The organism is Ligaoa zhengdingensis (assembly GCF_014384885.1).
Classification (GTDB): Bacteria; Bacillota; Clostridia; order Oscillospirales; family Ruminococcaceae; genus Ligaoa; species Ligaoa zhengdingensis.
In genome coordinates this window covers 72,625-86,671 of sequence record NZ_JACRST010000012.1, presented here as the reverse complement: position 1 = coordinate 86,671, position 14,047 = coordinate 72,625, and the positions used below count along the sequence as shown (strand labels likewise).

Annotated in this window: 12 protein-coding genes and 2 tRNA genes; 6 read left to right on the top strand and 8 right to left on the bottom strand. The window is 52.8% G+C overall.

The genetic code is table 11. From position 1 onward, the window contains the following. Positions 1-59, bottom strand: a tRNA-Asp gene (locus H8711_RS08835). Positions 60-75: 16 nt separating this feature from the next. Beyond that, positions 76-151 (bottom strand) — tRNA-Val (locus H8711_RS08830). A gap of 193 nt (positions 152-344) precedes the next feature. Between H8711_RS08830 and H8711_RS08825 the strand changes: the two genes are divergently transcribed. Next, on the top strand, positions 345-521 hold the full coding sequence (locus H8711_RS08825) for a hypothetical protein (RefSeq protein WP_249283102.1): 177 nt from the start codon (positions 345-347) through the stop codon (positions 519-521). 74 nt (positions 522-595) lie between these two features. Here the strand turns inward: H8711_RS08825 and H8711_RS08820 are convergent, their stop codons facing one another. Genes H8711_RS08820 through H8711_RS08810 form a run of 3 tightly spaced genes read right to left on the bottom strand, consistent with a single transcriptional unit; the run spans position 596 to position 3,961 of the window. After that, a complete protein-coding gene (locus H8711_RS08820) occupies positions 596-1,909 on the bottom strand; it encodes a CAP domain-containing protein (RefSeq protein WP_249283101.1) in 1,314 nt (437 codons plus the stop codon). A gap of 16 nt (positions 1,910-1,925) precedes the next feature. After that, positions 1,926-2,285, bottom strand: coding sequence for a helix-hairpin-helix domain-containing protein (locus H8711_RS08815; protein ID WP_249283100.1), 360 nt, complete (start codon positions 2,283-2,285; stop codon positions 1,926-1,928). 23 nt (positions 2,286-2,308) lie between these two features. Continuing rightward, on the bottom strand, positions 2,309-3,961 hold the full coding sequence (locus tag H8711_RS08810; RefSeq protein ID WP_249283099.1) for a hypothetical protein: 1,653 nt from the start codon (positions 3,959-3,961) through the stop codon (positions 2,309-2,311). Between the two features lie 287 nt (positions 3,962-4,248). On the opposite strand from H8711_RS08810, the gene H8711_RS08805 reads away from it, so the two are divergent. The 4 genes from H8711_RS08805 (at position 4,249) to H8711_RS08790 (ending at position 8,366) form a co-directional block, all read left to right on the top strand. Then, positions 4,249-5,076, top strand: coding sequence for an endonuclease/exonuclease/phosphatase family protein (locus H8711_RS08805; protein ID WP_249283098.1), 828 nt, complete (start codon positions 4,249-4,251; stop codon positions 5,074-5,076). 403 nt (positions 5,077-5,479) lie between these two features. Beyond that, complete coding sequence (locus tag H8711_RS08800; protein WP_249283097.1) at positions 5,480-6,466, top strand: ABC transporter substrate-binding protein; 987 nt, start codon at positions 5,480-5,482, stop codon at positions 6,464-6,466. A gap of 123 nt (positions 6,467-6,589) precedes the next feature. Further along, positions 6,590-7,588 carry an ABC transporter permease gene (locus H8711_RS08795; RefSeq protein WP_249283096.1) on the top strand — a complete coding sequence of 333 codons (999 nt, stop codon included), beginning with the start codon at positions 6,590-6,592 and terminating at the stop codon, positions 7,586-7,588. Beyond that, the gene (locus H8711_RS08790) at positions 7,572-8,366 is read left to right on the top strand and encodes an ABC transporter ATP-binding protein (protein WP_249283095.1); all 795 of its coding nucleotides are present in this window, start codon (positions 7,572-7,574) and stop codon (positions 8,364-8,366) included. Before H8711_RS08795 ends, H8711_RS08790 begins: the two co-directional genes overlap by 17 nt. A gap of 64 nt (positions 8,367-8,430) precedes the next feature. Here H8711_RS08790 and H8711_RS08785 read toward each other — a convergent pair whose 3' ends face one another. Further along, complete coding sequence (locus H8711_RS08785; protein ID WP_249283107.1) at positions 8,431-10,899, bottom strand: Ig-like domain-containing protein; 2,469 nt, start codon at positions 10,897-10,899, stop codon at positions 8,431-8,433. A gap of 329 nt (positions 10,900-11,228) precedes the next feature. Between H8711_RS08785 and H8711_RS08780 the strand changes: the two genes are divergently transcribed. After that, positions 11,229-11,819, top strand: a complete 591-nt coding sequence (locus tag H8711_RS08780) for a transposase (protein ID WP_249283094.1) — start codon at positions 11,229-11,231, stop codon at positions 11,817-11,819. Positions 11,820-11,830: 11 nt separating this feature from the next. On the opposite strand, the gene H8711_RS08775 is transcribed toward H8711_RS08780, so the two are convergent. Continuing rightward, positions 11,831-13,444, bottom strand: coding sequence for a recombinase family protein (locus H8711_RS08775; protein ID WP_249283093.1), 1,614 nt, complete (start codon positions 13,442-13,444; stop codon positions 11,831-11,833). Positions 13,445-13,549: 105 nt separating this feature from the next. Further along, positions 13,550-13,750 (bottom strand): hypothetical protein, encoded by a 201-nt coding sequence (locus H8711_RS08770; protein ID WP_249283092.1) that lies wholly within the window; start codon positions 13,748-13,750, stop codon positions 13,550-13,552. Positions 13,751-14,047 lie beyond the last annotated feature (297 nt).

Genomic DNA, 14,047 nt, shown 5'->3' with positions numbered 1-14,047 from the left:
GATGGGGCTCGAACCCACGACCTCTAGCGTGACAGGCTAGCGTTCTAACCAACTGAACTACCAGGCCATTTCTTTTGGTGGGAACAACAGGGCTCGAACCTGTGACCCTCTGCTTGTAAGGCAGATGCTCTCCCAGCTGAGCTATGCTCCCTCACCGATCACCGTCTGAAGCGGCGTGATTTATTATACTATAACATGCCCGATAAGTCAACAAAAAAATTCCTATTTTCTAAAAAAACTACCTGTACCAGTGCAAAGTGATAATTCCTGTTCCCCTACAAAAAATAAAGAATGCTATTTTATTTTCTCTTTCCAATTTTATAATTCTGATAGGAGTGCGCAAAATGAGAAAACAGGAAATCCACAAGCAGCAACAATTTAACCCGGCGGCTCAGCACGGAAATCTCGCGCGCATCGACCCCAAAATCAACGCCGTCAGCAAATATGAGTTTTACACCGTCATACAGCAGGATTGTAAGGAACCAGAACCACCATCCCCATCGAAAAGCGGAATGCTGTGAAGCTGGCAAACGAAAAAACCATTTTCGTAAGCCAAAACCGGTATTGCCCTGATAGCAACACCGGTTTTCTGCTGTTACTCCATCTTGATAAAGATGGTTGTGGCATAGGCCACGATCATGCCGTCTTCCCGCTCGATCCAATAGAGGCCAGCGCCAATATGGGTAAATTCAGGGCGGCAGATATTTTCGTAATGTCCGGGACTACTTTTCCACTCCTCAAACCACCATTCCGGATCGGTATGCAGTTCCACACGGGGATCGTTGTACTCGACGTTTGCGAGATTCTCTCCGGCGGAATGGTAGGCAACCGGGATATCCTCCTTAAGGACGGTTTGCCAGGGATCCCCGTTCGGCCGGGTATGCGCCCACACGCCACTTCGGTAAAGCTCCCGGCTGCGAATCCTTGCTGCGGAACGCAACCGCTCATCGTATTGCAACTCATTGAGCCCCAGGGAACGCCGCTCTTCATTGATGGCATCGATGATCCCCTGCTCGACCTCACCTAAAAAGTGGGAACCGGTGACCACCGGAACCTCTTGAGACTTCTCTTCTTGTGGTTCCTCCGGTTCAGGTTTTTGCTCCTGCGCCGCCGGAGGTTCGGGTTCGACTTTCTGCGGCTGAAGTCTCTCTGGATAGACTTGCTCCTCAATCTCCAGAAGATGCTGCGAGTCTTCAATTTCATCGCCGCATACCTTCATAAAGGTGTCATAAGAGATCTGAAAATGCTTCAAGAAGGTAAACAGGTTTCGCGTACAGCTTACGCGGCTGTCATTTGCATTCCGCCATTCGATGTAGGCGTCTCGACCGACCAGCGCGACCAAACGGTCATCGATCTCATGCTGCCAGGTGTGGTCGCACAGCTGGCGGATGGTCAGCCCCTTCTCACCGTTGATTCCCACCTCGACCGCCCGGTCAGACACTGCGGAATCGGTGGTGAAGATATATTCATTGTCGGTCTGCACAATCTCGGACAGGCAAAGCCTTTGCGTCCCCTTCTCATCGGTGAGGGACAACCAATAGGAATCCCCGCTGCCGAACAGCAGATGGTAGATCACCGGGAGGGGCCTCCCCTTCCGGCCAATATAAATCTCATCGGGAACATTGTCGAGAAAATTTTGGTAAAAGCGCTCGACAACATCCAATCCAAGCGTCTCATCTTCATCTTCAAATGCGATATTGTCATGCAACTGCAAAAACTCCAACACAGTGCCATCCTCAATCGCCTTCCGCAACGGCTCAGTCAAATCCGTGACCTGCCGCAACACCGGCAAGACAACCGGTGAAGCTGCCGGTCCCTGCTCCTGTGAACTGCGGGGTTCTACTGAGGCGCAAGCTGAAAAGAGCAGTGCGGCCGCAAGGATAATGGCCATATATTTTAATCTCTGCATACTTTCTCGACCTCCTCTATTGCTCATCCAGGGTCAGATACGGGATGATCTTTTGATAAGTGGCATCGCCGATCCCATCCACCTCTTTGAGCTCTGTCAGGCTTTGAAACCCGCCGGTTTCCTGACGGTATGCCAGGATACGTTCCGCCAAAACCGGACCGATGCCCGGAATGTTTTGAAGCTGTTCGGCGGTTGCAGAGTTGATATCATAAAGGTTAATGGAGGCGGAAGCCGACGTGGAAAAATCCGCCTCCCGGTAGGATACCGAGACCGGCTCGTATTGAGGAAGCAAAAACGCATTATACCCCACCAGCACAATCGAGAGAATCAGCGCGGCGACGATCAGCGCGTTGACAGAGAAGAAATCATCCTTCACTTTCGCACCCCCCTCTTAAAAGATCATGCAGCCTGGGAGAATTCCAGGTTATCAAATCCGCTTGCCGCCTGGGTCGATGAACCAGGATTTTGATAGTATTCGATCTTCACCCGATCCCCCGGCTGGGTGAGCGCAAGCTCGTCGCTCAACGAGGCGTCCACGAGATAAATCATATCCTTTGCCTCCGCCAGGATCAGCTTATACTCGGTTGAAGTGCCGTTAAACTCCGATGCGATGCGCAGCACCGTACCAGTTATGGAAAGGGCTTGATCTGTCTCGCTGAGATTGGGTCTCATCCCCACATTTTTCATCGCCTGCTGGTAGTCGCGCATCGCGTCTGGCACCGTCTCGCCAGTGCCGACAATGGAATAGTCGGTCACCGATACCATGGCATACTGCTTAATCAGGCCCTCGTCATCCTTCAGCGTCATAAAATAGGTGGGTTCCGAGCCGACATTGATGATGAGCGGGAAGGTGGCAGTATAGCGCAGGTTCTGCACCTTGCCCTGTGCGCTGCTCATGGCTGCGTTCTCCGTTGCACCGTTCATCACATAGCGCCGCACCGACTTGTCCACCATATCGACCATCACATAGCCGATGGTGCTGTCGTCCTGGCCCACGCTGGTGAGCCCGGTGAAAAGATAGCATCGGTCATTGTTGTACACGATCATATGTCCTTCGGAGGAACGGAACTTGTCCTTATCCGAAAAATTAAAGATGCCGTGTACATATTGCCCCTGGTTGTTGATCTGATTGATGATGAAATCCTCCGGCTGGACACGGTCCACCCACTCGGGCACATTCCCGATGTGGTAGCGGCTGATCTCGCCGGTGGTGGCGTTGAGCAGAATTACGCCGGTCGCCTCAGGCAGGCTGAATCCACGCTGATTCCGGTAGGTGGAAACCACCCAATAGGGTTGCCCGCTATCGTCCAGCTCGAAGGAGTAGTCGGCCAATCCCTCGAACAGGTAGCCGCTCATGCGGATTTTTCGCTTGACATCGTTGAGCAGATAGGAATCGGTCTGATATTTGACGTATTTGCCATCCACATATTCGACATCTTTGACATTGGTCGCGGAGACAACGATATAGCCGGGAGTTCCCTGCAAATTGGTCAGCCACTTGAAGATGCCGGAATGGTGCAGCGGCACCGCCCAGATCAGCTTCCCATCCACGCGCTGGATCGTGGGCTCGCCCAGCACCACCTGGCTGCCCAGCGATTGCCGTTCACCGAGTTTTTTATCGGCCAGCTTCAGCGCCAGTTTGCGATCGACGATCGGCAGCTGTGAAACATCCACCGGCTGTACATCGCTGCTAAATTCCGTGATCTGCGCCTGCCCCAACTGGTCGCGGAAAGTTGTCCAATGGAACAGCACCGAGGACCCGATCAGCATAGCGACAAAAAATACCCATGGCGCGGCCAACAGCACTTTGACCCACTTGGGAAAATGGCGCTCCTGCACATAGTTGAAAGCACGGCCGGAATTTTCCGGGCTCTGTAGAGTAAAGGTGCCGAATTTAAGAAGCGCCCATACCAACACATAAATGGTGACAACTGCGCAATAGAACATAGCCCCCTCCGCATAGAGCGGGTTCAAATTGGGAGCCTCGAAAAAAATATATCCCAGTACAAACAGGGTAATCAGGGAAAAGAGGATCGCTTTTACTTTTTTCAAGGTTGAAATCCTTCCTTTATCGGTGATATCACCTGGATTTTTTCTGTGAGCTTTGTGATTATTATAACATAACCCTTTTCAACACGCCATTCTTCTCCACAAAAGTTCACGTTATATTCAGAATCTGGATTGCAAGATTGCATACGATTTGGCCCGGCTGGAAACAACTGTTTACAAAATCCTTAAGATTTTCTGAAATCAATCGAACCCGCCTTTACTTCCGGCCGTGACTATGTTAAAGTACCCATTAGAATGTTTTTTGATATTCATTGAGAGGTGAGCCGGCGTTGACCGAAAGCATCAAAATTATATCCTTCAATCTCCGTGCAGATTTTAAGCACGACAAGGCAAACCGCTGGGACTTCCGCAAGGAGTTTGCCACCCGGTTGATTCGGGAATCCGGCGCGACCATCATCGGTGTGCAGGAGCTGCTGCCCAAGATGCGCCAGGATGTGCAGCGCCTCTTAAAAAATTACACGGTATTGGGCTGGGGGCGCTACAACGGCACCCGCGAGAAAGGTGACGAGCATTCCGATATCATCATCAAAAATGCCGACGCCGACGTCGATTTCTACCGCACCTTTTGGCTTTCCAAAAAGAACGAGGACGAGGTCAGCCGCGCTTACTATTCCTTCTTCCCGCGCATCTGTACAGTTGCCGAGGTGTATGTCAAGTCGCTCAACCGCACCATCCGCGTCTTCAACACCCATTTCGACCATATCTGCGGTATGGCACGGGTTCTGGGCGTCAACATCATCCTGCGCACCATGAGCGAATTGAGCCGGGAAAAGCCGATGCCCACCATCCTAATGGGCGATATGAACGCCAAACCGAACAGCAAGCCCATCCGCATCCTGCGTGAAAACCGGCATTCTTACGACAATGTGCATCTAAACGACGTCTATGCCCACTGCAAGGATCAGATTAAAAACACCCACCACGGGTTCCATTCCCAAGGGCTGCTCTCTCGGCTGATCGATCGCGCCCCGATCGACTATATTTTTGTTTCGGATGAATTTACCATCCTTGACGCCTATGTCGACCGCACAAATGAGAACGGCCGGTTTCCGTCCGACCATTTTCCCATTGTGGCGACCCTGGCGCTCAATTCGTGACAAATTCTTACTTGACAAACTCATACAAATGTGGTTTAATGATAAAAACCAATGAGGTGGAGATAAAACCGTCAGCGCACTGACAGAGAGCCGGGGATGCTGGAATCCGGTAGAGAGCGGGATGGACAAATGGACCACCGAGGGCGCAAGGAACAGCGCAAGAGCGCTTAGTATATTGCGACGTTAAACCCACGTTACAGGGTGAGGGATGTGTTGGCATTCCGTAAAGGTGGATACAATTTGTATCAATCAAGGTGGTACCGCAGGTTTTACACCTGTCCTTGCAAGAGGACAGGTGTTTTTTGTTGTTCCTTTTGGATGTGCACACGAAGGGAGCAGCCTCTACCGCCCCGGCCTTTGAAATCAAACCAACAAAATTGATATTTTGAAGGAGTTTTATGTGATGAAAAAGGTTATGGCTATTGTTGTATCGGTTCTGATGATTGCAACACTCTTCTCCGGCTGTGCAGCTTCCCCGGCGACCTCCAAAAAGCTCAAGATCGGCATTGTTCAAATTATGGAGCACCCCTCCCTCACCACCATCCGGGAATCCTTCCTGGAGGAGCTCGCCTCCTTGGGCTATACCGACGACAAGGTGGAAATCGACTATAAAGACGCGCAGGGCGACCAGGCCACGCTCAATTCGATCACGCAGAAGTTTGTCTCGGATAAGGTTGACCTGATCGTGGCCATCGCTACCCCCTCGGCGCAGTCTGCGGCCGCAGCCACCAAAGATATTCCGGTGCTGTTCTCAGCCGTCACCGACCCCATCGCTGCCAATCTGATGACCGATTTGGAGCATCCCGACGGAAACGCCACCGGAACCTCCGACGCGATCCCGGTGGAACAGGTGTTTGAGCTCTCCAAAAAGCTCACCCCGGATGTAGAGAAATACGGGTTCCTGTATTGCACCAGCGAAGTCAGCGCCATGTCTGTGATCGAAGAAGCAAAAAAATACTGCGATGACAACGGCATCCCTTACACTGAGGCGTCGATCACGAATACTTCCGAGCTGCAGCAGGCGGCGCAGAGCCTGGTAGGACAGTGTGATGCATTCTATGTTTCTATTGATAATACCATCGCATCGGCTATGCCTGTTCTTGCGGATGTCGCGCTGCAAGCCAAGATGCCAGTCTATGTGGGCGCGGATTCCATGGTGATCGACGGCGGTTTCGCCACGGTCGGCATCGAGTACACGCAGCTTGGTAAGCAGACCGCTGCAATGGCTCAAAAGATTCTGTCTGGCACGCCTGTCTCGGAGATTCCAGTGGAGGTGCTCAGCAACTTCGGTACCATCATCAATGAGGACACCGCGGCTGCGCTCGGCGTCACCATCCCCGACGACATCAAGGCAAACGCACAACTGGTCAAGACTGGCCAGGAGCAGTGATCTCATAAAAACTGCACCCTATCTGCCCGGCCAGCCGAATTTTGATCGGCTGGCCGGCATTCGCGCTTTGCCCCTCCGAAAAATGATCCGCGCAACCCGCGCACGAAAGGAATGGAACAATTTATGAATCTGATGGCCTGGCAAGGTTCGATCGAACTGGGCATTATCTATGGATTTATGGCATTGGGGATTTTTGTGTCCTTCCGCATCCTCAACATCCCCGACCTCACAGTGGACGGGAGCTTCACCTTGGGCGCCTCCTGCTCCGCAATCATTACCCTCGCGGGCCAACCATTTTTGGGGCTGCTGGCCGGAGCTCTGGCTGGCGCAATCGCCGGGCTGATCACCGCATTCCTGCAAACAAAAATGAAGATTCAGCCCATCTTGGCGGGCATCCTGACCATGACAGGGCTGTACTCAATCAATCTGCGCATCATGCAGAAGCGCGGCAACGTTTCACTGCTCAATATTCCAACCGTGTTTGACCCCATGAAGCAGATCTTCGGTAACTATGCCAAGCTGTTGTTTCCCCTGCTGCTCATCGCGGTGGTTATCCTTGGAATGACCCTGTTCTTTAAGACTCAGCTCGGCCTGAGCATCCGCGCGACCGGAGACAATGAGGACATGGTGCGCTCCTCTTCCATCAACGCCGATTTCACCAAAACTGTGGGCCTCTCCCTTGGAAACGCTATCGTGGGTCTTTCCGGCGCGCTGATCGCACAATATCAGCAATTCTCCGATATCAACATGGGCATCGGTATGGTGGTCATCGCGATGGCCTCCTTAATCATCGGCGAAGTACTGCTCTTCCTGGGGCGCAGCCTTCAGTGGCACATCATTTCGGTGGTCATCGGTTCGATCTTCTACCGCCTCATCATTATGTTTGTGCTGAACTTTAACCCCGCTGACCGGCTTTCCTCCTATCTGGCAAACGCCGCCGAGGGTTCCTTCTCCCACCATCTGTTGAGCTTTATCATCCGATACGGCGAAGTCTCCACCTCCGACCTCAAGCTGATCTCCTCCATTATCGTGGGATTGGCACTCTCCTATCCGGTCATCAAGGATCGGATGGAAATTCGCAAACTGAGAAAGGCGGGCGAACAGAATGCTGCAACTCACTAATGTGGGAAAAACCTTCAATGCCAAGACCCCCAATGCCAAGGTCGCGCTGAGAAATATCAACCTGACCCTGGAGGACGGCGATTTCGTCACCATCATCGGCGGAAACGGCGCGGGGAAGTCCACCCTCTTCAACGCGATTGCGGGTGCGTTCCTCTGCGATACCGGCCGGATTTATCTGGACGGGCAAGATTACACCTTTCTTCCCGAATACAAGCGCGCCAGATGTATCGGGCGGCTCTTTCAAGACCCGATGCGCAGCACGGCGCCTTCCATGACCATCGAAGAAAATCTCGCGCTCTGTTACCAGCGCGGAACCCGCCGGGGCTTCGGCATCGGCGTGAAAAAGAGCGACGTCGCCTATTTCAGGGATCGGCTTGCGGAACTTGGCCTCGGCCTGGAGGATCGGCTCAAGACCAAAATGGGGCTGCTTTCGGGCGGCCAACGCCAGGCAGTGACCCTGCTGATGGCGACCATCGTCACTCCGCGTCTACTTCTACTTGACGAACACACCGCAGCGCTCGATCCCGCGACCGCTGTGAAGGTGCTGGAAATGACCGATCGCATTGTAAAAAAGGACCACATCACCACCATGATGATCACCCACAACATCCAATCTGCGCTGGAGCTCGGCAATCGCACGATTATGATGGACGAAGGCGAGATCATCCTCGACCTGAAGGGTGAAGAACGGGAAAATATGACGGTGGAGAAGTTGATCGACATGTTTTCACAAAAGCGCGGCAAAAAGCTGGATAACGACCGTATGCTCCTGGTTTAAAAGGGTTATGAAAAAATCCCCCGCAAGTTCATGGACTTGCGGGGGATTTTTTGATTGGATTTTCTTACAGGGTCGGCACCTCACCGTTTCCGCTTTCATCGATGCTCGAATTACCGTTTTCCGGCTGGCTGGCGCCGCCCTCCACAACTGTCACTTTACAGGTCTTGGACACGCCGCCCGCCTTCACGGTGATGGTGGCTTCGCCCACGCCTGTCGCCACGACAATACCATCGCTCACAGTTGCCACCGATGGACTACTGCTCTCCCAAGTGACCGCAGTACCAGCTGGCTGTACAGATGCGACGAGGACCGCTTCCTTTCCAATCTCCAGCGTCAAGCTGGTCTGATCCAATGTCAGAATTATCTCCGAAGGAGCTGCATCAGAAACAGAGACATTACAGGTTGCCTTTTTGCTGCTATCCTTGCCGTGAGTCGCTGTGACAACCGCAGTCGCTCCATCCTGTTCCGCGATCACTGTACACTCAGCACCATTCGGCGCGATGGTCACGCCGCTTCCGGAAATGCTCCATTTCACATCACTGTTCGACGGAGTGATGTTGGCCTTCAAAACCGCCGTTTCGCCCTTTTTCAGGCTGAGCGATGTGCTGTTCAGACCGATTGTATTCTCCACGGCGGCCTCCACGACTTTGATCTCGCAGGTCGCCGTCTTGCCGTCCTTCGTTGTCGCCGTGATCTTGGCAGTCTTACCAGCCACGACACCCTTCACTAGGAACTCGTAGCCGTCGTGATCGATCTCTTCGATGTAGTTCTTGCCGCTGGTGATCGCCCAGGTGACACCCTTTTCAGCTATCGCATCAGGGGTGACAGAAGCATGGATGGTCGCGGTGGAGCCGACCGCTACTTCCACAGAGGACGGCAGGGAGATGCTGGTCTCCACCACTTCTTCATCTGTAACCGTGATCTTACAGGTCGCTGTACGGCCGCTGTAAATCGCAGTGATCGTAGCAGTTCCTTTTTTGCGCGCCGTCACAGTGCCGCGCGAAACTTTTGCAACCGACTCGTTGCTCGATGTCCAAGTGACGCTGCCACTGCCGCCGTAGGTATCAGCCGTCAGCTCATAGCTATCGCCCACCATCAGCGTAAGCGCGGTCTTATCCAACGTGAGTTCGATCTCCCCTGCCTTGGCCATCTCTTTCATCTTGGCGTTCCACTGGCTCTTGCCCACCTTCACCAGTTCCCTTGCAAAGGCTTCCACCTCGCTGGAGGACATCCAGTCGAGATCGGGATTATCATAAATAGCGTCGATCGCCTGATCCAGCAGGGCATCCCCCTCCTGGCGCTCTTTGAGCAGCGCCAACTTCTCTTCTGCGGTGAGGGTAGCGAGTTCGTTGCTGTCGAGATAATGGGACATGGTCTCCTTGCGGCGCGCGATCTCCACTTCGAGGTCTTCATCCTTGATGTTGGCGAGCTCCGCCTCGGTGAACCACTTTTTGGCCTCTTCGCGGATCGGGCCGTACTGTTTATTCGCCTCTTCCTCCTGCTGGCGCTTGAGCTCCTCCGCCTGCTGCTTCTGAATGTACTGGCTCCACTCAGCGGGCATCACAGGATTGGCGTTCAGCTTGGCGTTGGCCACATCCACAGTCTCCGCTTCGCCGGTGCGTACCTTACGCGCAAAGATGACAAAACGGGCGATGCGCTGGTTGGTGACAGGGTCGCGGAAGGAGTAATCGCAGGTCGAAAGGGTCAAAATTTTGTCGTCGGTTTTCACATCCACTGTGCTGTTGATGAGCGAACGCTCGCGCACTTTGGTGATGAAAGTCTCCATATTCATGTTAGCGGGGTTATTGTTGGCTTCGATGAAGTTGTGATAGCTGAATTCGGGGTCATCCGCCTTGCAGACCACCACGCCGAAAATTTTGTACATGCCCTCACTGTAGACACTGTCAAAATCAATGAGCGGATGCTGCTGATAGTAAGCCAATGATTTATAGTTGAGCAGTTCCCCAAACATCTGGCCGTCGGTCATGTTGTGGCCGTAGATGATGGTATTTGTGCTCGGCTTTTTCAGATTGACGCGGTAATCCACAAATGGGATGCCGTGCTGATTGCTCTTTTTTTCAAAATCGGTGCGGTCGTAATCGGTGTTGTTATTCGTCTGCATCACTGGATAATTGACCTGAGAATCGGCAATGGTGATCCACCCGGCGATATCCGAGTTCTGTTCATAGAGCGGGGCAAATTTTTTGAGATAATCCGTGGGGTAACCGTCCGGGACATCGATGGAGTCCACATCCACATTGCCGCCGGTGATCTCCTCCCACATGCTTTGCAGCACCGCATTCTTCTCCCGGTTGCTGTGGGACTCCCCATAATAACTGCTGATGTATACCACCGACCCGATCAAAACAATGACCGCTACAATCAGTACGATCTTACGGATGAGGTCGGCCTTGCTGTCATTTTTATTGGGGACAAAATTCTCGACAAATCGCTGCATCAAATTCCCCTTTTTCTTGCGGGGGCGACGCTGCGGCAGATTTCTTCCGTTCGGCTCTGCGGGATGTTGTTGCATTCTCACGTTTGTTTGCCTCCTGATCTGATCATTGAACCAATTCTGGTCGTCTGTATTACTATAGTGCGGCAAAGTGCCAAATTTGTTGCACTTATTTGCCTTTTGGCCAAATCTTCGCACCGATTGGGGCGCTGTCAAACAGAACAACGCAATTAACATTATACACCATTTTCTCCAGATTTCCAAATACAATTTACGAATTATCGGCCGAAAAATTGTAGGAGTACAATAGATATTGGACAGATGAAGAAAAAGGATGAAGGATAAGGACTCATCGGTTATAGTTGAATTACCACACACCAACTGTACGAGAGGAGACCATATCCTTCATGAGCAAGAGTATAACACAGGACATGGCATATCGACAATCCCTGATGAAGTACGCAGAAAAATATGGCGTCAGCCGTGCCAGCCGGAAATATAACAAAGGCCGGTCGTATATCTACTTCTGGAAGAAACGCTGGAACGGGACACCGGAGTCATTGGCTTGCCAGTCCCGGAGGCCCCACAGTCATCCAAATCAACACACAGAAGCGGAACTGAAACTGATCCGGGATATGCGCCGCAGGAATCCCAGAATAGGCATGGTGGAGCTGTGGCACCGGCTGCGGCAGCGCGGCTATACCCGCCGCCCGGAAAGCCTGTTCCGGGTCATGCGGAGGCTGGGGCTGTTCCCGCTGGAAGAAAAGAAACCAGTCTACTCGCCCAAACCTTACCAGCAGATGACTTATCCCGGGCAGCGCGTCCAGGTGGATGTGAAGGTAGTACCTCGTCGCTGCATCGCCGATCCGGAACTGCGCTTATACCAGTATACCGCCATTGACGAGTTCACTCGTCTGCGATTCCTGGCTGCCTACCCAGAGCAATCCACCTATTCCTCCGCCGACTTCCTGAAGAAGTTGTTAGACAACCTCGAATAAAGAATGACAGCTTATTCTTCGGTGTAACCAACAAAGTTGTAGTAAATGTGAATATCCCGTTCCTCGTGGCCATCCACAGTGTAGCGTTCGCTGATCTCAATCTTCTGAATCAACCGTACCAGCGTAGGGCGGTCCAGTTCTTCAAGTTGGGCGTAGTCCTGCATCATATCGAGCCATGCGTCCACGGACTGCTCATTCTCCCGGCTGGCGGCAAGCTGCTCGGTCAGTTCCCGGCTTCGCTCCTGCTTTTCTCTGCGCTCGGCCTCGTACTGATTGAGCAAATTGATGCACACGCTTTCCGGGATGCGCCCCAAGACTTTATCCTCATAGGCGGCCTGAATCAATCTATCCAGTTCCGGCAGCCGTTTGCCGATGGCGTTTAACTCCGCTTGCAGCGTCCGGGTTTTCTCCATGCTGGCAGTGTGTTCTCTTGCGAGAAGCTGTTCCCGCAGACTCTCCCGGCTGTTCTGTGCCCATAACGCCTTGCAGCGAATATCCGTCAGCACCACTTGTACCAATACCTTTTGGTTGATGTAGTGGGACGAGCAGGCATTCTTGCCGCCAGACATATAACGGTTACAGGCGTATGCCCTATATTCAGATTCCCCCGATTTTCTCGTTCGGTAATCCCGAAGATACCGCATAGAGGAACCACAATCCATACACCGCAGCAGACCGCCAAACAGGGCGATTGTCCCGCTTTTGCCGCTGCGCCCTCTGGCCGGGTGGTTGTCCATCCGCTGTACCGCGTCCCATGTTTCCTGCGAGATCAGCGGCTCGTGGGTGTGTTCCACCCTGATCCACTCTGATTCCGGTTTGCTGACCTGTTTGTGGTTTTTGTAAGACACTGTACCCGTCTTGTTCCGTACCATGTGGCCGAGATAGACCTCGTTGCGGAGGATGGTTTTCACCGTCACATCGTTCCAGTAGGGCGTTTCCCCTCGCAGGTTTTCCCGCCCCTCAGCCATATAGTAGAAACTTCTGGGGGACGGGACCTTTTCTGCGTTGAGCTGCAAGGCAATCTTGCGAAAGCCGTAGCCCTGCAAGCGCAGGTCAAAGATGCGCCGCACCACCGGAGCAGTCACCGGATCGATCTCAAGGATGTGCTTGTCTTCTGCGCTCTTGCGGTAACCGAGGGGCGCATAGCAGCCCACATACTTCCCAGATTTGAAGGTGGATTGCTTGACCGCCTTGATTTTGCTGCTGGTGTCCCGGGCATAGAGGTCGTTCATGACATTTTTCAGAATTACCAGCATTTCATTGTTTTTACGGAGGGTGTCAACGCCATCGTTGAGGGCAATGAAGCGGCAGCCGAGGGATGGAAACACAAAATCCGTATATTTTCCGGCCTCGATATAATCACGGCCCAGTCTGCTGAGATCCTTGCAGAGTACCAGATTGATTTTCCTGTCTGTTGCGTCCTGCACCAGCCGGTTCAGCCCCGGACGGTCGAAGGTTGTCCCGCTCACGCCATCGTCACAGTAATAGTCGTACAGCGTCCAGCCCTGCTCCCGCACATACCGGGAGAGCATTTCCTTTTGGTTTTCAATGGACACGGATTCCCCGGCCCGCTCATCGTCGCGGTTCAACCTTGCGTAGATGCCGACCATATAATTTTCCTGCATATTCTTTCTTTAACCTCCCGAAATGCAGTGCGTATGGCAATCAGAAATCATGATTTTATTATACCATCGCACCGCCGAAGATTCCACTGGGCAATCTGCCGGGATTCATGCCTCCCGGTTGATTTTTTCCATGGAGAGCGCGTCCAGCACCTCGCCCATCTGCATTTCCTCCGCAAAAAAGCTGCGGACATGGTAGACCGTCCCGTCCTCCATGTATGAATCCAGTTGGTCAGGCAGACGCAGCTTCTTCCTGCTTGTACGGGCTGCTGGATGACCGCCGTCCAGCCTATTCTTTTCTTGTGCCATCGGAACACCCCCTTCACTTTACAACGGACATTTTTTCGAGGGAAAACAGGGGGTGAGAACAAAAACTTTTGGGGGCTGCGCAACTCTGCGGAGTTGCAGAAACCGCTGATGGGAAGCAATTCCTACGGAATCACTTCCCATCAGCGGTTGAAATGGGGAAACGGTATTCGGAGGGAGGCGCAGCAAGGCCGGGAGTACGATATGAGAGAACAGCAAGCAAATCAAGTGTCCGTACACTTGAAAAAACCGGTGTGGCTGTAACCGGATTAGCTTGCAGAAGAGCAAGCAAATTCGGTG

Bases quoted from the DNA above. Each gene is read 5' to 3' on its own strand.
- H8711_RS08780 (WP_249283094.1), top strand. From the start codon at position 11,229: ATGAGCAAGAGTATAACACAGGACATGGCATATCGACAATCCCTGATG.
- H8711_RS08775 (WP_249283093.1), bottom strand. From the start codon at position 13,444: ATGCAGGAAAATTATATGGTCGGCATCTACGCAAGGTTGAACCGCGAC.
- H8711_RS08770 (WP_249283092.1), bottom strand. From the start codon at position 13,750: ATGGCACAAGAAAAGAATAGGCTGGACGGCGGTCATCCAGCAGCCCGT.
- H8711_RS08800 (WP_249283097.1), top strand. From the start codon at position 5,480: ATGAAAAAGGTTATGGCTATTGTTGTATCGGTTCTGATGATTGCAACA.
- H8711_RS08785 (WP_249283107.1), bottom strand. From the start codon at position 10,899: ATGCAACAACATCCCGCAGAGCCGAACGGAAGAAATCTGCCGCAGCGT.
- H8711_RS08790 (WP_249283095.1), top strand. From the start codon at position 7,572: ATGCTGCAACTCACTAATGTGGGAAAAACCTTCAATGCCAAGACCCCC.
- H8711_RS08825 (WP_249283102.1), top strand. From the start codon at position 345: ATGAGAAAACAGGAAATCCACAAGCAGCAACAATTTAACCCGGCGGCT.
- H8711_RS08795 (WP_249283096.1), top strand. From the start codon at position 6,590: ATGAATCTGATGGCCTGGCAAGGTTCGATCGAACTGGGCATTATCTAT.
- H8711_RS08820 (WP_249283101.1), bottom strand. From the start codon at position 1,909: ATGCAGAGATTAAAATATATGGCCATTATCCTTGCGGCCGCACTGCTC.